At 69.5% G+C, this 20,794-nt stretch carries 17 protein-coding genes; 16 read left to right on the top strand and 1 reads right to left on the bottom strand.

Going from position 1 to position 20,794, the window contains the following annotated elements; translation table 11 throughout:
- Nucleotides 1–65: 65 nt before the first annotated feature.
- From AMYNI_RS0101400 to AMYNI_RS0101335, 14 genes are all read left to right on the top strand, one after another.
- Complete coding sequence (locus AMYNI_RS0101400) at nucleotides 66–524, top strand: hypothetical protein (RefSeq protein WP_026359935.1); 459 nt, start codon at nucleotides 66–68, stop codon at nucleotides 522–524.
- 54 nt (nucleotides 525–578) lie between these two features.
- Nucleotides 579–2,759: a fibronectin type III domain-containing protein gene (locus AMYNI_RS43290; protein ID WP_020666170.1), complete on the top strand. Its 2,181-nt coding sequence runs from the start codon at nucleotides 579–581 to the stop codon at nucleotides 2,757–2,759.
- A complete protein-coding gene (locus AMYNI_RS0101390) occupies nucleotides 2,756–3,724 on the top strand; it encodes an AAA family ATPase (protein WP_040405422.1) in 969 nt (322 codons plus the stop codon). The genes AMYNI_RS43290 and AMYNI_RS0101390 overlap by 4 nt, the downstream gene beginning before the upstream one ends.
- Nucleotides 3,725–3,726: 2 nt before the next feature.
- Nucleotides 3,727–4,866, top strand: a complete 1,140-nt coding sequence (locus AMYNI_RS0101385; RefSeq protein WP_020666168.1) for a DUF58 domain-containing protein — start codon at nucleotides 3,727–3,729, stop codon at nucleotides 4,864–4,866.
- Entirely contained in the window at nucleotides 4,863–6,971 is a 2,109-nt protein-coding gene (locus AMYNI_RS0101380; protein ID WP_020666167.1) for a transglutaminase TgpA family protein, read from the top strand. The genes AMYNI_RS0101385 and AMYNI_RS0101380 overlap by 4 nt, the downstream gene beginning before the upstream one ends.
- Nucleotides 6,972–7,175: 204 nt before the next feature.
- Entirely contained in the window at nucleotides 7,176–7,625 is a 450-nt protein-coding gene (locus AMYNI_RS0101375; RefSeq protein WP_245573848.1) for a WXG100 family type VII secretion target, read from the top strand.
- 41 nt (nucleotides 7,626–7,666) lie between these two features.
- On the top strand, nucleotides 7,667–7,960 hold the full coding sequence (locus AMYNI_RS0101370; protein ID WP_020666165.1) for a hypothetical protein: 294 nt from the start codon (nucleotides 7,667–7,669) through the stop codon (nucleotides 7,958–7,960).
- Between the two features lie 153 nt (nucleotides 7,961–8,113).
- On the top strand, nucleotides 8,114–9,868 hold the full coding sequence (locus AMYNI_RS46950; protein ID WP_020666164.1) for a hypothetical protein: 1,755 nt from the start codon (nucleotides 8,114–8,116) through the stop codon (nucleotides 9,866–9,868).
- A 39-nt stretch (nucleotides 9,869–9,907) separates the two neighbouring features.
- Entirely contained in the window at nucleotides 9,908–10,495 is a 588-nt protein-coding gene (locus tag AMYNI_RS43275; RefSeq protein WP_020666163.1) for a hypothetical protein, read from the top strand.
- Nucleotides 10,495–10,833, top strand: coding sequence for a hypothetical protein (locus AMYNI_RS0101355; protein WP_020666162.1), 339 nt, complete (start codon nucleotides 10,495–10,497; stop codon nucleotides 10,831–10,833). The genes AMYNI_RS43275 and AMYNI_RS0101355 overlap by 1 nt, the downstream gene beginning before the upstream one ends.
- Before the next feature lie 17 nt (nucleotides 10,834–10,850).
- Entirely contained in the window at nucleotides 10,851–12,224 is a 1,374-nt protein-coding gene (locus AMYNI_RS0101350; RefSeq protein ID WP_026359933.1) for a serine/threonine protein kinase, read from the top strand.
- Nucleotides 12,225–12,329: 105 nt separating this feature from the next.
- Nucleotides 12,330–13,169, top strand: a complete 840-nt coding sequence (locus tag AMYNI_RS0101345) for an LLM class F420-dependent oxidoreductase (protein ID WP_026359932.1) — start codon at nucleotides 12,330–12,332, stop codon at nucleotides 13,167–13,169.
- A gap of 156 nt (nucleotides 13,170–13,325) precedes the next feature.
- Nucleotides 13,326–14,954 carry a GMC family oxidoreductase gene (locus AMYNI_RS0101340; protein WP_020666160.1) on the top strand — a complete coding sequence of 543 codons (1,629 nt, stop codon included), beginning with the start codon at nucleotides 13,326–13,328 and terminating at the stop codon, nucleotides 14,952–14,954.
- A gap of 13 nt (nucleotides 14,955–14,967) precedes the next feature.
- The gene (locus AMYNI_RS0101335) at nucleotides 14,968–16,542 is read left to right on the top strand and encodes a succinic semialdehyde dehydrogenase (protein WP_020666159.1); all 1,575 of its coding nucleotides are present in this window, start codon (nucleotides 14,968–14,970) and stop codon (nucleotides 16,540–16,542) included.
- Here AMYNI_RS0101335 and AMYNI_RS43270 read toward each other — a convergent pair.
- Nucleotides 16,539–19,532, bottom strand: a complete 2,994-nt coding sequence (locus tag AMYNI_RS43270) for an AfsR/SARP family transcriptional regulator (RefSeq protein WP_020666158.1) — start codon at nucleotides 19,530–19,532, stop codon at nucleotides 16,539–16,541. The two genes, AMYNI_RS0101335 and AMYNI_RS43270, sit on opposite strands and share 4 nt — an antisense overlap.
- Before the next feature lie 140 nt (nucleotides 19,533–19,672).
- Here AMYNI_RS43270 and AMYNI_RS0101325 point away from each other — a divergent pair, with 140 nt between their 5' ends.
- Both AMYNI_RS0101325 and AMYNI_RS0101320 read left to right on the top strand, forming a co-directional pair.
- Nucleotides 19,673–20,131, top strand: a complete 459-nt coding sequence (locus AMYNI_RS0101325; protein ID WP_020666157.1) for a peptidase inhibitor family I36 protein — start codon at nucleotides 19,673–19,675, stop codon at nucleotides 20,129–20,131.
- A 143-nt stretch (nucleotides 20,132–20,274) separates the two neighbouring features.
- Nucleotides 20,275–20,772: a peptidase inhibitor family I36 protein gene (locus AMYNI_RS0101320; RefSeq protein ID WP_020666156.1), complete on the top strand. Its 498-nt coding sequence runs from the start codon at nucleotides 20,275–20,277 to the stop codon at nucleotides 20,770–20,772.
- Nucleotides 20,773–20,794: the final 22 nt, after the last annotated feature.

Here is a 20,794-nt window from a genome sequence, read left to right as displayed (position 1 = left end):
GGTGCGCACTCTAGAGCGTGCACAGTTCGGAGTTTCCCGAAGTGTTCGGCTTCTACGGTGACGGCATGCCTGAGAACAGCAATCCTGGTGAGGTTGTGGTGGCCGGTGTCGAGCGAATCCTGGCCCTGGCGCGGACTTGGCTGGTCTGGGACGGGCGGCCACGGCTGGCCGAGGACGGTGCGCGGCTGTACACCCCGCACAAGGCGATCCGTCGCCATACCCACCACCTGGTCGATCACCTGGCCGAAATCGAAGCGCTGCTGGACGACCGCCCCAGCCGGCCGGACGAGTGGCGGGGCAGCTTCGTCACCCTGGCCGGCGACTGGGCGCCGTTCACCGAGCCTGACCTGAACGAGGCCGAGCAGTGCCTGCGCCGGCTGGCGGACGTGTACGTGCACCGGCTCGCCGCTGCCGGTCCTGACGAGTGGGACAAGCACCGCGATCCGCATTGGACGCTTCGGTTCATCTGCGAGCACGTCGGCGAACCGTGGTACGCCGAGCAAGTCGGTGATCTCGGCTGCTGACCTCTTTCGGTCACTCCGGGACCCCTCCCGAGCCGCGCTGTTACGTTCCTCGCCATGGCAAAAGGCCCTTCGCAGGCCAGTGACGGATGGCTGGCGGCCACGGCCGGCGCGACGGCGAAGCGGAATGGTGCGGTCTGGCGCAGGCGCGCGCCGTTCGCGTTGTCCGCGATCGTATGCGTGACGGCACTGGTCGCCGTGCTCAGCGGGGCCGCGCAGCCCGCGCCGGACACCCGGTTCGCGCTGACCGGGCACTGGGTCTTCAACTCGGTGCTGCAGAAGGCGTTTCACGTCGACGGCGCCACCGCGAACATCGACGCGCAGGCCACGGTTCCCGGCACCCCCGGCAGCCAGGTGGTGCAGGGCGAGACCAGCAGCTATGTCGTCGGTAGCTCCCGGATCACCGCCTTCGGCAAGTCGACCCTGATGGTGGAGCAGACGATCGTCCCGCCGGTGGACGAGGTCCCGGTGGGTATCGAGACCGAGGGCGGGCCGTACCTCGTGTACCGCAACGCGGGCAAGATCGTTCGGCTCGGCGGGAACCCCACGACCCTGTCCACGGGCGGTGCGGTCGGCGACCCGGTGGTTACCGGGGACGGCACGTTGTGGTTGCACCGCACCGGTGCCGGGCTGGTGTGCACCCTGCCGAAGGGCGCCGAGCGCATTTCGTCGTGCCCGGTGACCGTGCCGAAGGACCACGCCGGCGCGCTGACCGTGGTCGGCGACCGGCCCGAGTTCGTCGACCTGACCTCGGCCACGTTGCACCGCATCGAGGACGGCGTGCTCGGCGCCGGAGTACCGATCGGTGTTCCTGTCTCGCCCGACTCGGGGCTGGCGCCCACCGAGGTCGGTGGCAAGGTGGCGATCCTCGACAGGTCCGCGCACCGCCTGCTCCTCGCTGACCCGATGAACCCGCCAGCGACGCCGGTCACGGTACCGCTGCCACCCGGCGACTACCTTGGGCCGGTCGCGGCAGGCCCGGCGGTCGCCGTGCTCGACCGCGCGAGCGGCACGGTGCTCACCTACGGCGCCGACGGCGCGCACCGGGACACCAAACCGCTCCCGCGCGACTCCGGCGAGCCACGGCTCAGCCGCGGCGAGGACAACCGGGCCTACATCGAGGACGGCGCGGGCAGCCGGGTGTTGATCGTCGGCACGGATGGGAAGATCCAGGACGTCCCGGTGGTCGGTAAACCGGCCCTTCCCGCGCCGGTGCCGGTCCCGGACGCCGGTCCGCCGGCGAACCAGCCGGCCAGTGGGCCACCCGATCCGCGCCAGCAGAGTGAGCCGAGGCAGGCAGGGGAGCCGCCGAAGCAGTCACCGGGCCCGAAAACGCCGAAGGTGCCACCACCGGCCAAGCCGGTCGAGCAGCGGCAGCCGGCGATCCCGGCCGGCCCGCCGGGCGCCCCGGCTTCGGTGCGAGCCTCGGCAGGGGACGGGACGGCGAAAGTCAACTGGGGCGCGGCCGCGGACAATCGCTCGGCGATCACGTCCTACCGGGTGTCCTGGCGGACGAACTCGGGCCAGACCGGTTCGGTGACCGTGAGCGGCGGCGCCCGCGAGGCGACCGTCAACGGCCTCACCAACGGTACGCAGTACGTGCTGACCGTGACCGCGATCAACCAGGTGGGTACCGGTCCCGGCGCGTCCGCCGAGCCGGTGGCTCCGTTCGCCGCGGCGAAGGCGCCCGCCGTGACCGCGCGCTACCAGAACGGCGACGCGAACGTGAGCTGGAGCGCCCCTGATCTGCGCGGCGGGACACTCGTGCACTACGCGGTCGGTGCGACCGGGCTCGGCACGAAAACGGTGCAGGGGACGAACACCGTCTACACAGGACTCAAACCCGGTCAGACCGTCACGTTCGAAGTCCGGGCGGTCACTCGTACCGCGACCGGGCAGACCCTGCAGGGTGCCGTGGGGAGCGCGTCGATCACCGTGCCGGAGCGGGGGATCAACATCGTCCGCGGCAGGGACGGCTCGTTCGACTCGTGCGAGAAACCGGACTGCTCCTACGTGAACGCGACGATGCGGGGCTTCGAGCCGAGCACCACCTACGACATCACGTTGAGCTCGACCAGCAACGGCAACGTTCGGACCGAGGAGTTCAGCACCAACGCGAGCGGTGACGGGACCTACAACGAGCTCGCCTACGACGTGCCCGGCGAAACGGTGTGGATCTCGGTTTCCACGCCGAACGGCAAGATCAGTTCCAACAAGCTCTACTGGGAGCCCCGATGAGTCAGGTGACACCGGCAGCGGCCGGCGAGGTCTACGAACGGATCGCGGCCAACGTGCAGGCCGTGATCCGCGGCAAGCCGCAGGTCGTGCGCCTGGCGATAGCCGCACTGCTCGCCGAGGGGCACCTGCTGATCGAGGACGTCCCCGGGCTCGGCAAGACGACACTGGCCCGGTGCCTCGCGCGGAGTATCGGTGGCCGCTGGCACCGGATCCAGTTCACCCCGGACCTGATGCCGGGTGACATCACCGGCGTGCAGGTCTACCACCAGCACGAGGAGCGGTTCGCGTTCCATCCCGGTGGCGTTTTCGCCAACATCGTGCTCGCCGACGAGATCAACCGCGGTACCCCGAAAACGCAGTCGGCACTGCTCGAGGTGATGGCCGAGGCGACCGTCACCGTCGACTCGGTGCGGCACGAGGTGCCCAAGCCCTTCCTGGTGATCGCCACCCAGAACCCCATCGAAATGGAGGGCACCTACCGGCTGCCCGAGGCGCAGCTCGACAGGTTCCTGATGCGGCTGCGGATCGGCTACCCGGATCTCGCCTCCGAGGTCATGGTGATCATGAGCGACTGCGCCGGGGTCCATCCCGACGACCTGCCACCGGTCGTGGACATCGCGGACGTGCGGGCCGCGGTGGCGCAGGTGCGCGCGACCCACGTCGACCGGGCCGTCTGCGAGTACGCCGCGAGGCTCGCCGCCGCCACCCGCGAGCACGTGGCGCTCACCTACGGGGTCAGCCCGCGCGGCAGCATCGCACTCGTCCGGGCGGCACAGGCGGTGGCGGCCACGCACGGCCGCGGGTTCGTCACCCCCGACGACATCAAGGCCGTGGCGCACCCGGTGCTGGAGCACCGGTTGATCCGTACCGCCGAAGCCCAGCTGAGCGGACGCTCACCCGCCGCCGTCGTCGATGAGGTGCTCGCCGCGACCCCGGTGCCGGAGATGAGCGCGGCGGGAGTCTGACGATGCGGCTGACCAGGCGCGGGGTTGCGACGCTCGTGGCCGCGGTGATCCTTTTCGGAGCCGGCCACTTGGCGGGGTACCCGGTGCTGCTCGCGCTGGCCGGTGCCTCGGCCGGCGCGGTATTGGCCGCCGTGGCGGTCACCACCCGCCGCCCTGGGGTGGTGGTAACCAGGGGGGTCTACCCGGATCGGGTCGAGCGGGGGCGCCCGGCGTTCGCCCGGTTGCGGGTGGCCAACCCCGGCACGCGCGCCCAGGCCGGTTTCACCGCGGGCGATCGGGTGGACACCGGTTTCCGGTCGGTGTCCGTGCGGCGGCTCACGCCGGGAAGTGAAGCGGTCTACCACTACGAACTGCCGACCCGCGACCGCGGGCGCTACCAGGTCGGCCCGCTCACGCTCGATCGGCTCGACGCACTCCGCCTCGGCCGCAGCCGACTGTCCACAGGGGACATCGCAACGCTGTGGGTGCATCCGCGAACCCATCCGATCGGTGCGATCGACGGCGGCCATCCGCGGCATCACCATGAGGGGACCAGCACGGACCGGTCCCTGCTCGGCTCGCTCGACCTGCGCGAGGTACGTGAGTACATCGTCGGGGACGAGGTGCGTCACCTGCATTGGAAGGCGACTGCGCGCACCGGCCGGCTGATGGTCCGCGACTACGCCGATCCGAACCAGCCACGCTTCACCGCCTTGCTCGACAACCGGCGGGAGGCCCCGGCCGGTGCGGCCTTCGAGGAGGCCGTTGACCTCGCTGCTTCGCTCGTCGTCGCCGCGGCGAAGGCGGACCGCCGGTGCCGCTTGGTCACCTCGTGCGGCGTCGACGTCGCCACGGCCGGCGGTGCGCCCGCGGTCCGGCAGTTGCTCGATCAGTTGAGCGTGTTGGACCGGGCGCGGGACGCGGGGCTGCCGCTGTGGCCGGGCACCCTGCCCAGGTCCGGTGGCGGCAGCCTGGTGGTGATCACCTCGGCCGTCTCGCCGGCCGACCGCTTGGCGCTCGTGGCCGCGAAACCGCACTACTCGAACGTGCTCGTGGTCGCGCTCGGCATCGGCGAATCCCCGGCGGTGCCCGGTGTCAGCGTGCTTTCCGCCGCGGACGCGGCGGACGCCGCGCGGAGGTGGAACGCGGTGGTCGCCCGATGACCTCCCGGGTCGCCGTCGCCTGCGTGCTGCTTGCCGGAGCCGGATCCGGTCTGCTCTTCGCCCCGGTGTTCGGGTTGTGGCCGCTCGTGCCGCCGATCGCGGTCGTGCTGGTGGCCTGCTACGCGGTGGCCGAACTGTGCGCGCGGTTCCCCTCGCTCGGGCCGTGGCGCCCGGTGCTCGCGCTCGTCGCGGGTCTGCTCGGGCTGGCCGAGGTCGAACTCGGCGACACCATGCCGGCCGGCCTGCCGACGGCCGGCACGGTGCGGGCACTGCTCGGTGGGGTGACCGAGTCCTGGCAGCTCACCCTGCAGTCGACCTGGCCGGTGCGGCCCGACGCCGAACTACTGCTGTTCGTGCCGCTTGCCGTGTTGCTGGCGGCCGTGCTGGGGATCGAATCGCTGCGCTGGCCCGCGGTGGCGGTGCTGCCGGCGCTGGCGGTGCTCGGGTTGAGCCAGGCTTATGTCGCGCTGTCCGGGACGGTCGCGACGGTCGTCGCCCTCGGTTATGCGGCGGTCGTGGCCGCGCTGTTCACGACGTCGAGGCCGGGCGCGGTGCGACCGGCGTGGCGTGGCACGGCGGCACTGCTGCTGGTGCCGACGACGCTGCTCGGCGTGCTCGGGGCCGTTGTCGTCACGGTTGCCGACCAGGGCAGGCAACCGGCGTACTCGCTGTACCAGAACGCGCCGGTCCCGGCGGCGAGGACCAGGTCGGTCAACCCGCTCGACGAGGTGGCCACCCGCTTGGAGCGACCGGACGTGCCGGTCTTCAGCTATGCGAGCGCCGACGAGGTGGACAGGTGGCGGCTGGTCGTGCTGACCGAGTTCAACGGTGTCACCTGGTCGAAAGGGGGCGAGTACCGGCGGCTCGGGACCGAGTTGGGTTCGCCGCCTTCGGTCACCGTGCCGACCACGGCGCACTCGGCGCAGATCACCGTCGGGCCGGGTTCGCCCGACCAGCCGTGGGTGCCGAGCCAGTCGATGCCAGCCTCGGTCGACGGGGCGGCGCCGTTGGTCAGCCCCGGCTCGGGCATGCTGCTGCTGCCCGGCCGGTCCGAGCCGGTGAGTTACGGCCTGCGGTGGTGGGAACCGGTCATCGACCCGGCCGGACTGGCCGGTGCCGCACTCGATCCGGCCACGAGCGGGGGTGGCGACCTCGGGGTGATCCCGGCCGGGATCACCGAACTGGCGCGCGCGGCCACTGGCGGGTTGCGTCCGTCCTTCCAGACCGCATTGGCGCTGGAGCGGTTCCTGAGCCAGAACTACCGGGTGGCCACCGGCGCCGACCTGCCGACCGGAAACGGATGGCCGCAGCTGAGCGAGTTCCTGCTGGTGAACAAGCGGGGCACCAGTGAGCAGTTCGCCGCGTCCTATGTGGCCATGGCGAAGCTGGTGGGCATCCAGGCCCGGCTCGTGGTCGGCTTCCGCGCACCGGAGCCGGGGGTGGACGGCCGCGCGGTGGTGCGCAACGGGAACGTGCTCGCCTGGCCGGAAGTCGCGGTGACCGGGGTCGGCTGGGTCCCGCTCGATCCGACCGGCGGGGCGGGGGACTCCGCTGCGGCCATGGCCGGACTGGCCGAGGTCACCGCGAAGGCGCGGGCCGAACTCCCGCCCGCGCAGGAACTGCACGACCCGCCGCTGCCCGATTCCCAGCCGGGGGCCCAGTCGAACGCGGGGCTCGGCGGTGGCGTGCCGGTGCTGCCGGCCGCGTTCGTGCTGCTCGCCTTGATCGTGCTGGCCACGGTCACGATCCCGATGGTCAGGGTGGTCCGAACCCAGCGCAGGAAGCGCCGGCAGGGCGCGCCCGGTGTCGTGGCGGCCTGGCAAGAAGCCAGGGATCTGCTTCGCGTGCACGGGGCGCGAGTCACCCGCGGGATGACCGCGCGGGACCTGGCCCGCGTCGCCGAGCCGGCCTTCGACAAGTCCGTTGTGGACGGTCTGGGGCAGCTGGCCGGCCAGTTGGACACCGCGCTCTGGTCGGGGGCCGGCGCGGACGGCGACACGGCCGGTCAGGCGTGGCGTTCGGTGCTGGTCATCCGCCGCGGCCTCGCCGCTCGCCCGATCGGCGCGCGCGTGCGGGCCCTGTTCGACCCACGCTGGTTCCGCTGAGAAATCAGCTGAGAGCCTGGCAGGAACGTGCCGCGCGCCCCGCTGGCGGCCGTGACCGGAATAGCGTTCTTTGACGGCCCTGCCGTCGACTGGATTTCGATTTGGCGGCGCAGGGGCAAAGAACGGCGTGAGCCGTATGGATGGAAGGAGAATGCTGTGACTGGTGGCGGCATGATGGATGCCAACACAGACACACTCGCTCGGGTGGTGCAAATAGCGACAACGATCGTGCAGGAGATCGAAGGGCACCGCAACAAGCTCCAGGGCGAGGTGAGCTCCGTGATTCCCGCGCAGTGGAACATGGAGCAGTCGCAGGCGCTGCTCGGGGCGCACAAGAAGTGGGACATGGCGATCCGCGACCTGTGCCAGAAGCTGGAGAAGCTGGGAGGTGACACCAGGTTCGCCATGAACGACTACCTCGATGTGGACCAGCAGGGTGCCACCTGCTTCAACGGCGGTGGCGGCAGTGGTGGCGGCGGTGGCGGCGGATTCGGTGGCGGTGGCGGTGGCGGATTCGGCGGTGGTGGCGGTTTCGGTGGCGGCTTCGGTTTCGGTGGCGGGGCCGGTGGCGGCCTCGGCAGCGCGCCCGATGCTGGCGCAGGCACGCCGTCCGGCCAGACCTACGCGTTCGCCGGGTTGCTCCGCGCGGTGTGAGTAGCGCACAACGCATGATGACAAGGGATAGGAGTTGAAACGTGCGTAAGCTTGCGGTTTTCGGCGCCCTGGATGGGCTGTCGTCCAATATGAACGGCGCCCTCCAGGGCGTCCAGCAATCGATCGATTCCTGGGGCCAGGCCTCGGGAATGACCCAGGCCGACTGGCAGGACCAGGCAGGCACGCAGTTCGCGGACATCAGCAAGGCGTGCCAGCAGGTGATGGCCGCCGGGCAGGAACTGATGCAGGCCATGAATCAGGGTGTCCAGACCTGCAACCAGGAGAACATGGCCGCGGTGCAGCGGTCGTCCGGGAGGCTGGGCTCCGGTATGTGACCCGTGCACGAAAATGTTCCGGCGTGTACGCGCGCCGGGACATTTTCGTGCTGTTCACCGGTGGCCGGATCAGGCCACCGGCCACCACGTGCATGGTCCTAAATCGACACTGGGGTTCTGCTTCATCGGGTTCACGGTTCAGGGAGTACTGAGATGGCCGAGTCATCAGCGGAAGGCGCCGGCAACGCACCCAGCGGCGGTGGGGGCGGTGGCAACGCACCCGCGAACAGCGGCGGCAGCGACCAGCAGGCCGCTGCTGATTCCGGGTCCGGAAAGCCTGCCGAGAACGGCGGCTCGAAGGGCGAGCCCACGGCCAACAACGGCGGTACCGAAAATGGCGGTACCGACAAAGGCAGTACCGACAAAGGCAGTACCGAAAAGGAAAAGGCCGACAAGGACGCCACCGGGCAGCCCAACGCGGGCGACCAGCAGCACACGTCGGCCGAGTCGCAGGTTCAGGGCAACCCGTCGGCGGAGAAACCGTCCACTGGGCAAGATGGCCGCGACAAGGTCGGTGAAAAGGTCGGTGACGATGGGTACGAGCAGCGCGTGCTCGCCGAGGAGCCGATGCCCACGGCGGACACCGGGGCGATGCGCGACGCGGGCGGCGAGCTGAACAAAGGAGCCGACGGTGCACGGCAACTTGCCGATGGCGCCATCGGCGCACGCAACGCCACCGATGCGGACTGGCGAGATCCGGCGGCGCAGACGTTCAGCGCCGACCTTACCGCCAAGGCCGATGAGACCAGAAGGATCGGCGAGGACATGGACCGGCGCGCGAGTGACCTCGTCCGCACCGCCGACATCACCGACGGGCTCAAGCAGGAGAGGGCGGATGACCTGAAGCAGGACGGCCACATCTACGAAATGGCGGGCACCCTGCCTCCGGACGAGGGAGGCCTCGTGCGGGACCGCATGGTCAGTGACGCCGTGAACCGCGGTCGGCAGGCGACCGAACGGGCGATCCAGGACATCCGGGACGGGTTCTCGGACGTGGTGGACGGCGCGAAAGACGGTGCCGGCAAGGTTTTGGACGGTGCGGGAGAGATCGGTCGCGACCTATGGGACGGCGCGAAACAATTCGGCCGCGACACGTTGGATCGTGCCCAGCAGGTCGGTCGTGACGTGTCGGACGGCGTGGCACGCGCCACCGACGAAGCCGGCAAGGCATGGGAGGGCGTGCAGGACACCACGCGGCAGGCGACCGACAAGCTGGGCGAGGCCGTGCGGGAGCTGGGCGCTCCTGGGCCGTATGTCGTCGACAAGTCCGAAAGCGACCTCCCGAAGCAGGGCAAGCTCGGCGAGCAGAAGGTGATCACCGGGAATCACCGCAAGGACGAGTGGAACGGCACCCTCGGCCCGTTCGATGCGAAGACGGAAGAGGAGCACCTGGTCGGGACCGAGAACACCTACTTCGGCTCCGCTACCAACGGGGGGCTTTCGCACACAACGGAAACCTTCAAAGGGATGAAGGACTCGTACTACGGTCGCCTCGACCACGGTCTGTACGGTTTCGAAGGCAAGTACGAGCAGGCGACCGGGGCCAAGGTCGGGGCCGGTCTGACGGCTACTCCCGGCAAGCTCGGGGGGAGCGTCGGCGGCTTCGAGGGAACCTCGTACAGCGGTCGCGTCGCCGGGGACATCGGCGGTATCGGGGTGGGCCTCACGGGCGAGTTCCGGGAGGGTTTCGGCCTGGATGCCGATTTCGAAGCGGGGATTGGCGAGGACGGCAAGTTCCACCTCCGCGCCAAGCCCGGCTTTTCTCTCGGCCTCGGCGCTTCGGCCGGTGTCGACCTGCAAGTCGACACCGAAAAGATCACCGAGACCGCGCGGAAAGCCGCGGATTCCGTCGGCTCGGGTTGGAACGCCTTCAAAGACCGAATGATGAGGGGCCCCGGCGAATGGTGACCGCCCGCCCATCAGTACGACAGCACGAGTGAGGAAATCATGGTCACACAACTGCCCGTGGCGGTCCGGTTCGAGCTGCCGGACGGCTGGCGGCCGGCGCCTCCGGACGAGGTGGGCGCGCCGGGCGCGGCGTTCGTCGCGCTGAACTCGGCGACACAGGGCTCGGGGTTCACCGCGAACATCGCCGTCGACGGTGAGGTCAGGGAGGACGGGCTCGCCGGCGTGGCCGAGGAATCGGTGCGCGTGCTCGGCGAGTCCGCGCAGGACATCGCGGTGGTGAGCCGCCAGGAGGTCGGTTCGGTGCGAGCGCCGGGCCTGACGCAGGACCTGCGGGTCACCGCGAACATCGGCGGCATCGCACACGAGTTGCTGCAATGCCAGGTGTACCTGGTACTGGGGACTTCGGCCGACCAGAGCCGCGGCGCCGTCGTGCGGGCGGCGCTGACCTGCACCGGCGACCAGGTCGGCGCGGTGCTCGACGACTTCCGCTCGTTCGTCCGCACGCTCGCACCGGACACCCCGGCCGACCTGGCGGCGGACGAGCGTCCGCGCCCCCGGCATACCCGGTCGGGGACGCCCGAGGACAGGTTGCTGCACCAGCTCGACAAGGAAATCGAGGGAGACTGATGGCGGACTACGACATGGACCCGGACGCCGTGACGCGGGGCATCAACCAGTTGCGGGCTGCGGGCGAAACCTTCGGCAGTGCGTGGGAAAGGCACAAGCAGGCGCTCCAGGCCGGCCAGGCGGGAATCGGCAGCGACCTGCTCGCGCAGGCGTTCCTGGAGAAGTACGGGCCGCTGGCCGAGCAGCTCACGGCGAAGGCCGATGGCATCCCCAACTCCTACGGCACGTTGTGCGACGACGCGATGGGCTGCGTCGCCGACTACCGTTCGGCGGACGCACAGGGGACCGGCGCGGTCAACCGACTCACCGGCGCGGACGGCCGGGAATCCCCCGCTTAGCCACCGCGACTACCGCGATGACGGCACTTCCCGGACACGACGAGCTGGTCCCACTGGGTGCGGGTCCGGTCGCCACCGTGTTCGCCGGAGTCGAGCGGCAGGGCAATGCGACGTTCGCGCTCAAGGTCTACCCGGGGCCGGTCGACCGGCGCACCCGCGGCCGGCTCGAGGCCGAACTGCGCGAACTGGCCGAGCTGCGCGCGCGGGCGCAGGTGCTGGTGGCCGACCGGGTCGAGGAACTGCCCGACGGGCGGTGCGCGCTGCGGATGGAGCTGTGTTCCCAGTCGCTGCCGGAACTGGTCGGCTCGTTCGGCCCGCTGACCGTTTCCGACGCCCTCGTGCTGGGCAGTGCGCTGGCCGGCGCCCTCGCCGTCGCGCACGCGGCGGGGCTCGTGCACGGCGGCGTCACGCCGGGCAACGTGCTGTTCCGGTCGTCCGGGGAACCGGTGCTCACCGACTTCGGCTGCACGTTGCGCCGCACCTTTCCCAGTGGCGTCACCGCTGGTGTCGACTTCCTGGCGCCGGAGACCGTGCGCGACGGCATCTGCGACGAGCGGACGGACCTGTACGAGCTCGGCGCCGTGCTGTACTTCGCGCTGTCGGGCGCATCACCGCACCAGGGGCGCGTCGGCGAGCAGCCGGACGAGCGGCTGCTGCGCACGCTCAGTGTTCCGGTGCCCGCGCTGGCGCGCACCGACCTGCCACCCGGGCTCGGCCACCTCGTGTCCGCACTGCTGGCGAAGAATCCGGATGCCCGACCCCTCGACGCGGCGACGGTGGCCGCCCGGATCGGCGCCATGATCGGCCCGGTGCGGGCACCCGCGTTCGACGATTTCGGCGGTACGTTCGCGAGCAACGTCGCCAGGCCACAACCGGCACAGCCGGCCGCGCCGATGCCGGGGCCCGCCCTGCTCCCGTCGCCGAGGGGCGAGCTGCTCGTGCAGTACGGGCCCGAGGACACCATGCGGGGCAAACCGAAGGCGGGGGTCGTCCGCACCGCCCTCGGGGCGCTGTCGGTGCTGTCGGTCGCCGCGGTGGTGCTGTTGCTGAACCAGCCCGCGAAGCTCGACGTGCCCGGCTCCCCGGTGCGGATCGCCGCTCCGGCGCCGACCCAGCCCGGTGGTGCGCCCCTGCGCCTCGAACTGGACGACCCGGTGGACAAGGGCGACTTCGTCGAGCTGTCCTGGCGCAGCAGCATGCCGCTGGAGTCCGCGGTGGTCGTCGCGCCGGAGGGGCAGCAGAACACGACCGAGGTCCTCGGCCGGACCACCACCCACCGGGTGCGGATCGACCCGGTGCTGCGGTACTGCTTCCAGATCCAGGGCGCCACCGCGGCCGGCGTCGTGCAGAGCCAGGCCAAGCCGATCCGCAACGCCACCTGTACCGGTTAGCGAGCGGGAAGGCGATCAGGTGATCAAGACCGTCAAGCAGGTCGGGGTAGCTACCGGCGCCGCGACGCCCCCGCCTGGAGGAACTCCAGGTTTACGATCATGATCATGCGATTCGCCATCAAGACCTCGCCCCAGGACACCGTTTGGGCCGACATGCTCGCCGTATGGCAGGCCGCAGACGAGATCGAGCCCTTCGAATCCGGCTGGACCTTCGATCACTTCTATCCCATTTTCTCGGATTCGACCGGTCCTTGCCTGGAAGGGTGGGTCACGCTCACCGCCCTCGCCCAGGCCACGAAGCGGCTCCGGCTGGGCACGCTGGTCAGCGGGATCCACTACCGCCACCCGGCGCTGCTCGCGAACATGGCCGCGACGCTCGACATCGTTTCCGGCGGCCGGCTGGAAATCGGGATCGGCGCGGGCTGGAACGAAGAGGAGTCCGGCGCATACGGTATGGAACTCGGTTCGATCAAGAATCGGAGCGACCGGTTCGAGGAGGGCTGCGAGGTCCTCGTCGGGCTGCTGACCCAGCAGAGCACCACCTTCCAGGGTGCGCACTACCAGCTGACCGACGCCCGCTGTGAGCCGAAGGGTGTGCAGATGCCGCATCCGCCGATCTGCATCGGTGGCAGTGGCGAGAAGCGGACTTTGCGCACGACCGCGAAGTACGCGCAGCACTGGAACTTCGTGGGCGGCACGCCCGAGGAGTTCGCGCACAAGCGTGACGTGCTGCACCGTCATTGCGCGGACATCGGCCGGGACCCGAGCGAGATCACGTTGTCCGCGCACGTCCGCCTCGGCGCGGACAACGACTACGCCAAGGTCGCCGCGGACGCCGAAGCCCTCGGCGAAGTGGGCCTCGACCTGGCGATCATCTACCTACCGCCGCCGCACACCCCGGCCGTGCTGGAGCCGCTGGCGAAGGCGCTCGAACCGCTGCGCTGACGTCGGGCGGTGGACAACCGGGGCGGCACCTCCGAGTGGAGGCGCCGCCCCGGTCTCGTCCGAGGGCGCCATTGCGGAACCGGGTGGTTCCGCTATACGGTGACCAGAACTAGAACAAGTTGCAGTTCTGGGTGGCGGGCGGACCGAGGAGCGGAAATGGCGAAAAGGGCGCCGCGGGGCGACGAGGCCGATTACGTGGTCGTCGGATCGGGCAGTTCGGGGGCCGCGATCGCGGGCCGGCTGGCGGAGTCGGGTGCCAGCGTGATCGTGCTCGAAGCGGGCAAGAGCGACGAGAAGATGCTCGTCAAGAAGCCGGGGCTGGTCGGGCCGATGCACGCGGTGCCCCAGCTCAAGAAGCCGTTCGACTGGGGCTACTACTCGGTGCCGCAGAAACATGTTCTAGATCGCCGGATGCCGGTGCCGCGCGGCAAGGTGGTCGGCGGCTCCAGCTCCATCAACGGCATGGTCTACGTCCGCGGCAACCGCGCCAACTTCGACTCGTGGGCCGCCGAGGGCAACAAGGGCTGGGACGCCGACAGCGTCAACGCCGCCTACAAGCGGATGGAGGACTTCGAGGACGGCGAGAACGCGTTCCGGGGCGCGGGCGGGCCGATCCGGGTCACCCGCAACAAGACCCCGCAGGAGGGGACGCTGCAGTTCCTCGAGGCGACCGCCGACGCGGTCGGCTGCCAGATCCTCGACGACTACAACGCCGAGTCGCAAGAGGGCGTCAGCCGCATGCAGCAGAACGCCGCGGACGGCCTGCGCTACAGCGCCTCGCGCGGTTACGTCCACCATCTCGCGCCCCGGACGCTGGAAGTGCAGTCCGGGGTACTGGCGAAGAAGGTCGTCATCGAGAACGGCCGTGCCGTCGGGGTCGAGGTCGTCGACGCGAACGGAACCCGGCGCACCCTGCGCGCCGGCAAGGAGGTCATCCTCTCGGCCGGGTTCGTCGGCTCCGCGCAACTGCTCATGCTGTCCGGCATCGGCCACGCCGAGCACCTGCAGGAGCACGGCATCGACGTGCTCGCGGACCTGCCGGTCGGCGACAACCTGCACGACCACATGTTCCACGCGCTGACCTTCCACGCGTCGTCCAGCAAGAACAAGGGCACCCCGCCGTACTTCGCGCGCGGTCTCGTCAAGGAACTCCTCAAGCCCGGCACCACGTTCCTGGCGAACTCGGTCTTCGAGGCGGTCGCGTTCCTCAAGACGTCCCAGGCCGCCGACGTCCCGGACCTCCAGTTGCACCTCCTGCCGTGGGCGTACGTCACGCCCAACCAGGACGCGCCGATCCGGCACGACGTCGACAAGCGGCCGGCGCTCACCGTGCTGACCACCCTGATCTACCCGAAGAGCCGCGGCACGCTCCGGCTCGCGTCGGCCGATCCCAAGGTGGCGCCGCTGATCGACCCCCAGTACCTGTCCGACCCGGCCGACCTCGAAGTGCTCGGCGAGGGATCGGAGATGGCGCGCGAGATCCTCGCCTCGAAGGCGTTCCGGGGTTCGATCAAGGAAGAGCTCCACCCCGGCAAGGGATTGCGGGGCCAGGAGCTGCGCGACGCGATCCTGAATCGCGCGACGTCGGTCTACCACGGCGTCGGCACCTGCCGGATGGGCGTCGACGAGCTCGCGGTCGTCGGCCCCGACCTCAAGGTCCGCGGCGTCGACGGGCTCCGGGTCTGCGACACCTCGATCATGCCGTCGATCACCGGCGGCAACACCAACGCGCCAGCCATCATGATCGGCGAGATGGGCGCGCAGCTCGTCCTCTCGGACAACTGACGGAAAGAGGGCCATGACCGTCGCCCCGCTCGCGCTCACCCGCCCGGCGTCGACGACCGACGCGTTCCTGCGACGGCTCGTCGAGAGAGTGCCGGGTTCGTCCGGCGCGGCCTGGAAACTCACCGAGGTCTACACCGGGGACCTGCTCGTCGAGCTGCCGCAATCGACGCCGTCCGACATCGAGCAGGCGTTCGCCACCGCGCGCGCCGCCCAGGAAAAGTGGGCCGCGACGCCGCTCAAGCAGCGGCTGGAGGTGTTCAAGCGGGCGCACGCGCTCTTCATCGGCAACGCCTCGACGGTCACCGATCTCATCCAGGTCGAGAGCGGTAAGAACCGGCGGATGGCGATCGAGGAGACCTGCGACCCGTCGATGGTGCTGAGCCACTATCTCAAGCGGGCCGCGAAACTGCTGGCGCCGACCAAACGCGGCGGGCCGGTGCCGTTCCTGACGACGTCGACCGAGATCCGGCAGCCCAAGGGCGTGGTCGGCATCATCGCGCCGTGGAACTTTCCCTTCGCCACCGGCATTTCCGACGCCATACCGGCACTGATGGCCGGCAACGCGGTCGTGCTGAAACCCGACAACAAGACGGCGCTCTCGCCGCTCTACGGCGTTCAGCTGCTGGAAGCGGCCGGCCTGCCGAAGGGCCTGTTCCAGGTGGTCTGCGGTGAGGGCCCGGACGTCGGCCCCACGCTGATCGACCAGGCCGACTACGTCATGTTCACCGGCTCCACGGCCACCGGTCGGGTGATCGGCGAACGGGCGGGCAAGAATCTCATCGGCTGCTGCCTCGAACTCGGCGGCAAGAACCCGATGATCGTGCTGGAGGACGCGGACCTGGCCGAGGCCGCGCAGGGCGCGATCTTCGGCGCCTTCGGCAACACCGGCCAGATCTGCATGCACATCGAGCGGATCTACCTGCCGGAGTCCCGCTACGACGAGTTCAAGAAGGCGTACGTGGCCAAGGCCGAGGCGCTCGACGTCCGCGCCGCCTACGACTTCGGCCCCGAGATGGGGTCGCTCGTCTCCGTCGACCACATGCGCCGCGTCAAATCGCACGTCGACGACGCCGTCGAGAAGGGCGCCACCGTCCTTTGTGGTGGGAAGCCCCGGCCCGACCTCGGTCCCGCGTTCTTCGAACCGACGATCCTCGAAGGCGTCACGAAGGACATGCTCTGCGGCGTCACCGAAACGTTCGGACCCGTTGTCGCACTGCACAGGTACCGCACCGTCGACGAGGCCGTGGCGCTCGCCAACGACACCGACTACGGCCTCAACGCCTCGGTCTGGGGCACCGACCTCGACGCCGCCAGAGCGGTGGCCGCGCGCATCGATTCGGGCAACGTCAACATCAACGACATCCTCGCCACCGCCTACGCCTCGAAGGGAACCCCGTCCGGTGGCGTCAAGAGCTCCGGAGTCGGCGCCCGCCACGGCGACCAGGGCATGCTCAAGTACACCGACGTCAAGAACATGGCGGTGCTCAAGAAGCAGGTCATGGCGCCCCGGCCCGGCCAGGCCTACGAAAAGTACGTCGAAGGCATGCTTTCCGGGCTGAAGATGATGCGGCGGTTCCGGATCCGCTAGCAGCACGCACCGTTGGCCGTTCCGTGCGGGGGTGTGCCGAGGTCGCGGTGGAGGGTGCGGGCTGTTTCTCGGTGCTGGCGGGCGCGATGGGGCTGGTCAAGGTCGCGGTAGCAGGTGGCGAGGTGGTTGTGGGCGGTGGCTTGGCCGAGGGGTTCGCTGGTGGCCTGGGTGATGGTGAGGGCTTGCTGGTGGTGTTTCAGTGCGGTGGCTGGGTCTCCGGTGTGCTGGGCGAGCTCGCCAAGGTTGTTGTGTATTTCGGCTTCGTGGCTGCGGTTGCCGGTTTCGCGGGCGGCTTCGATGGCTTGCTGGAGGTAGGCGCGTGCCTGCTGGACATCGCCTAGCTCGCGGTGCACGAGGCCGAGACCGTTGAGGGCGTTGCTTTCCACATAGCGGCTGCCGCTGCTGCGGGCGAGCGCCAATGCTTGTTCGAACCGTCTTCGCGCTTCGGCGTAGCGTTCGGTGCGGTGGTGAATGAGGCCGAGGTTGTTCAGCGCGTGTGCTTCGACGTACAGGTTGCCCGTGCGGCGGGCCAGTGCGAGGCCCTGCTGTGAGTATTCGAGCGCCTGCTCGTAGTCGCCGAGGTACCAGTGGACGATGCCGATGGCGTCGAGGTTGCAGCCTTCGATGTCGTGGTCGCCGATCGCGCGGCTGAGCGCCAGGCTTTGCCAGTGGAACCGGAGGGCCAGTTCGTAGTTTCCCAGGCGTGCGGCGGTCGAGCCAAGGTAGTGCAGTGCGTAGCCCTCGATGTCCGGGTGGTCGTGCCGGCGGGCGACGGCGACCGCATGGCACTGCTGGAGTGCCGCATGGGTGTAGCGGCCCCAGCGCCATTGGACCAGGCTGAGCGCAACCAGCGTGTGGGCTTCCAGGCCGCGGTCGCCGGTTCTGCGGGCGGCGGCGAGGGCGGCCGTGTGCAGGGTGCGGGCGTCCTCGTGGTAGCCGCGGAGGTCGAGATAGTGCCGCAGGGTGCGGGACAGCTCACCGAGGACCGTCGGCTCGTCGCTGCGGGCGGCGAGGGCGAGCAGGTTGGGGCGTTCGGATTCCAGCCAGGTCAACGCCTCGTCGTAGGTGCTGGGCACCGGAGCCGAGGTGGGCGGGTGCTGGCTGAGCGGCCGGGGGCGGTGTGCGCGGGCGAGGAGGATGTCGGTGGCCGTCGAGGCCGTACGCAGGTAGTAGTCGGTCAGGCGCCGCAGGGCCGCGGCGCGGACCGCCGCGGGGTGGTCGGCGAGGGCGCGTTCGGCGGCGTACAGGCGAACGAGGTCGTGCATGCGGTACCGGTTGGGGTGGTGCTCGTGCACCAGGTGCACGGCAACCAACTCCTGCAGCAACGCGCGGGCGCGATTGGTCGGCAGCTCGAGCAGGCTGGCGGCGGCGGGCACACCGATGTCCGGACCGGGTGCCAGACCGACCAGCCCGAGCAGCAGGGCGGCCTGGCTGTCCAGGGCGTGCCGCGAACTGGTCAGCACCGCTCGCACATTGGCGGTCAGCTCGCCGCTGGTCAGGGCGTCCAACCGGTCGGCCCCTTCGAGTTCGGCCGCCAGGGCCGTCAGTGGGAAACCGGGGTGGGCGGTGGCTCTGGCGGCGACGATGCCCACTGCCAGCGGCAGCCGCCCGCACCGGTCGACCAACGCGGCGAGGGCATCCGGCTCGGCCGTCACCCTGCCGGCCCCGGCGCAACGCGCGAGCAGCGCGGTCGCGTCGGCGGTGTTGAACACGTCCAGTGGCACGATGTCCGCGCCGTGCTCAACGGCCAGTCCGGTGAGCTGGTGGCGGCTGGTGACCACGACCACGCAGGTCGGGCTGCCCGGCAGCAGCGGCACGACCTGGCTGGTATCCCGCGCGTTGTCCAGCACGACCAGTAGCCGTTTACCGGCGACCAGGCTGCGGTACAACCCGGTCTGGGCGTGCGATTCGGCGGGGATCGCCCCGGGCGCCACTCCGAGGGCCTGAAGCAATCCCCGCATCGCCTCGGCCACCGGCAGGGGCGGGCTGGACGGAGCGAAACCGTGCAGCTCCACGAACAGCTGCCCGTCCGGGAACTCGTGGACGTGCTCGTGCGCCCAGCGCAACGCCAACCAGGTCTTGCCGACCCCGCCACCCCCGATCACCCCGATCACCGCCGGGTCGCTCGCCTTGGTTGCGTGGTGTCGCAGTTCGGTGAGTCGTGCCAGCTCGGTGGCGCGCCCGGTGAACAGGCCGGTGGTCGCGGGCAGCTGGCGCGGGGTCGGCGGCTCGGTCGCCGGCGCCGAGTGGGTGATCACGGAATCGGCGACCAGTATCCGCTGGTGCAATTCCCGCAGGGCGGTGTCGGGATCAATGCCGAGTTCCTCAGCCAGCAGGCCACGGGTCTTCTGGTAGTGGGCAAGGGCGTCCGCCGGTCGGCCGCTGCGGGCCAGCGCGAGCATGAACTGCCCGGCCAGCCGTTCGTCCAGTGGTCGCTGCGCGGTGCGGGCGGCCAGCTCGGGCACCAGTTCGGTGTGCGAGCCGCCGCGCAGTTTGAGATCGGCGAGGTCGAGTTCGGCCGCGATGCGTTCCTGGTCCAGGGACTCGCGCACGAAGGACATCCACGGTGTGTCCACCCCGGTGCAGAAATCCCCTCGCACCAGGTCGAGCGCCGCTTCCAGCAGTCGCACCGCGTCATCCTGGTCGTCGGCTGCGCGCGCTTGGCCGATCAGCCGGCGAAAGCGGTGCAGATCCACGGCCAGCGGGTCGGTGGTGAGCGTGTAGCCGCCGACCTGCCGGATGATCCGGATGTCCCGTGCGCAGCTCAGGGCTTTTCGGAGGTGGGACAGGTAGGTGTGCAGTGTGCCCCGAGCGCGGTGTGGCGGATTTTCACCCCACACCCGGACGATCAGTTCCTCCGCCCGAACCGTGCGATTGACGTCGAACAGAAGGGCGGCCAGCACGTATCGCTGCCGCGGGTAGCCGATGTCGACCAATCGGCCGTTAAGCCACATCTCGACGTTCCCGAAGGTCACGAACTCCGCTGTCACCAGCTCTCCCCCCGAAAGTAGCGACTGCACTGGTGTCTAGCGGGTTTCAAGAACAACTTCAAGAGCACCGCAAGAATTCCGCGAGATCGGACGGTTACCCTTCGGATGCACCTGCTCAATTCCTCAAAAAAGGGGTATCCATGCGAGCATTCAAGATCGTCTTAGCCGTTGCCGCACTCGCGTTCACGATGGGGGCGATGCCGGGGACCGCGTCAGCCGACGAGTCCTCGTTGACCGAGGCCACCATGTCCTCGCCGGCGTCGACGACGTGTCATGAATCCGGGCTGACCCGGTACTGCAAAACCGTCCAGAGCGGGCAGATTCCCTGTTCCGGTGGATGGATATGTCTCTTCACCGACGCGGACTACCGAGGGGTGATGTTCAGCTGGCCCGCCGGGAACCACCACCCCAACTTCGCCAGGATTCCGGGATTAAACGATGCGGCGACTTCCTGGGTGAACAATACCAGTATTCTCTACTGCATTAACTGGGATGCGGCGCCAGGTCTGAACAACGATATGCCGCCGATGACAAAGGGTGGCTACCTCGGCGACGTGTGGAACGACCAGGCTTCGGCGCTGTCGAGTTCGGGCTGCTAGCCGGGCGAGCTGATCGAACTCCGGCCAGTGCTCCCCGGTTGGTCTGTCATGACCGGGGAGCCCCGCGCGGCCTGATGGTCAATTCTAGGCAGTAAAACGAGGTCGACATGGAAAGTGCATCGAGTCCGTGAAAGGGGGTATCTATGCGAGCCTTCAAGATCTTCTTGGCCGCCACCGCGCTCGCGTTCACGATGGGGGCGACACCGGCGACCGCGTCAGTCGACGAGTCCTCGTTGACCGAGGCCACCATGGCCTCGTCGGCGTCGACGACGTGTCACGGCTCGGGACCGACGGCGTACTGCATAACCACCGCACCGGAGGGCATTCCCTGTCCCAGTGGATGGATCTGTCTCTACACCGAGTCGGCATGGCGGGAGATGCAGGTCCGCTGGCCTGCCGGGAACTACCATCCCGACTTCGGGTTGATCCCGTGTCCGGCCGGAGTCCCCTGCAACAACGGGGGTCCGGGATTCGACGACGAGATGTCCTCCTGGCGGAACAACACCGACATCTTCTACTGCGTCGATTCGGACCCGCGACCGGGCTCCCCGACAATCAACATGCCGCCGAGAACGGGGAGTGCCTACATCGACGACAGCTGGAATGACTGGGGTTCGGCGCTGTCGAGTTCGGGCTGCTAGCCGGACGAACTGATCGAACTCC

The organism is Amycolatopsis nigrescens CSC17Ta-90 (genome assembly GCF_000384315.1).
GTDB classification, from domain to species: domain Bacteria; phylum Actinomycetota; class Actinomycetes; order Mycobacteriales; family Pseudonocardiaceae; genus Amycolatopsis; species Amycolatopsis nigrescens.
Note: the sequence above shows the minus strand (reverse complement) of the source record. Positions and strands in the feature narration are given on the sequence as shown.

Coding starts and splice junctions, on each gene's coding strand:
- AMYNI_RS0101400 (WP_026359935.1), top strand. CDS start 66: ATGCCTGAGAACAGCAATCCTGGTGAGGTTGTGGTGGCCGGTGTCGAG.
- AMYNI_RS43290 (WP_020666170.1), top strand. CDS start 579: ATGGCAAAAGGCCCTTCGCAGGCCAGTGACGGATGGCTGGCGGCCACG.
- AMYNI_RS0101390 (WP_040405422.1), top strand. CDS start 2,756: ATGAGTCAGGTGACACCGGCAGCGGCCGGCGAGGTCTACGAACGGATC.
- AMYNI_RS0101385 (WP_020666168.1), top strand. CDS start 3,727: ATGCGGCTGACCAGGCGCGGGGTTGCGACGCTCGTGGCCGCGGTGATC.
- AMYNI_RS0101380 (WP_020666167.1), top strand. CDS start 4,863: ATGACCTCCCGGGTCGCCGTCGCCTGCGTGCTGCTTGCCGGAGCCGGA.
- AMYNI_RS46950 (WP_020666164.1), top strand. CDS start 8,114: ATGGCCGAGTCATCAGCGGAAGGCGCCGGCAACGCACCCAGCGGCGGT.
- AMYNI_RS43275 (WP_020666163.1), top strand. CDS start 9,908: ATGGTCACACAACTGCCCGTGGCGGTCCGGTTCGAGCTGCCGGACGGC.
- AMYNI_RS0101355 (WP_020666162.1), top strand. CDS start 10,495: ATGGCGGACTACGACATGGACCCGGACGCCGTGACGCGGGGCATCAAC.
- AMYNI_RS0101350 (WP_026359933.1), top strand. CDS start 10,851: ATGACGGCACTTCCCGGACACGACGAGCTGGTCCCACTGGGTGCGGGT.
- AMYNI_RS0101345 (WP_026359932.1), top strand. CDS start 12,330: ATGCGATTCGCCATCAAGACCTCGCCCCAGGACACCGTTTGGGCCGAC.
- AMYNI_RS0101340 (WP_020666160.1), top strand. CDS start 13,326: ATGGCGAAAAGGGCGCCGCGGGGCGACGAGGCCGATTACGTGGTCGTC.
- AMYNI_RS0101335 (WP_020666159.1), top strand. CDS start 14,968: ATGACCGTCGCCCCGCTCGCGCTCACCCGCCCGGCGTCGACGACCGAC.
- AMYNI_RS0101325 (WP_020666157.1), top strand. CDS start 19,673: ATGCGAGCATTCAAGATCGTCTTAGCCGTTGCCGCACTCGCGTTCACG.
- AMYNI_RS0101320 (WP_020666156.1), top strand. CDS start 20,275: ATGCGAGCCTTCAAGATCTTCTTGGCCGCCACCGCGCTCGCGTTCACG.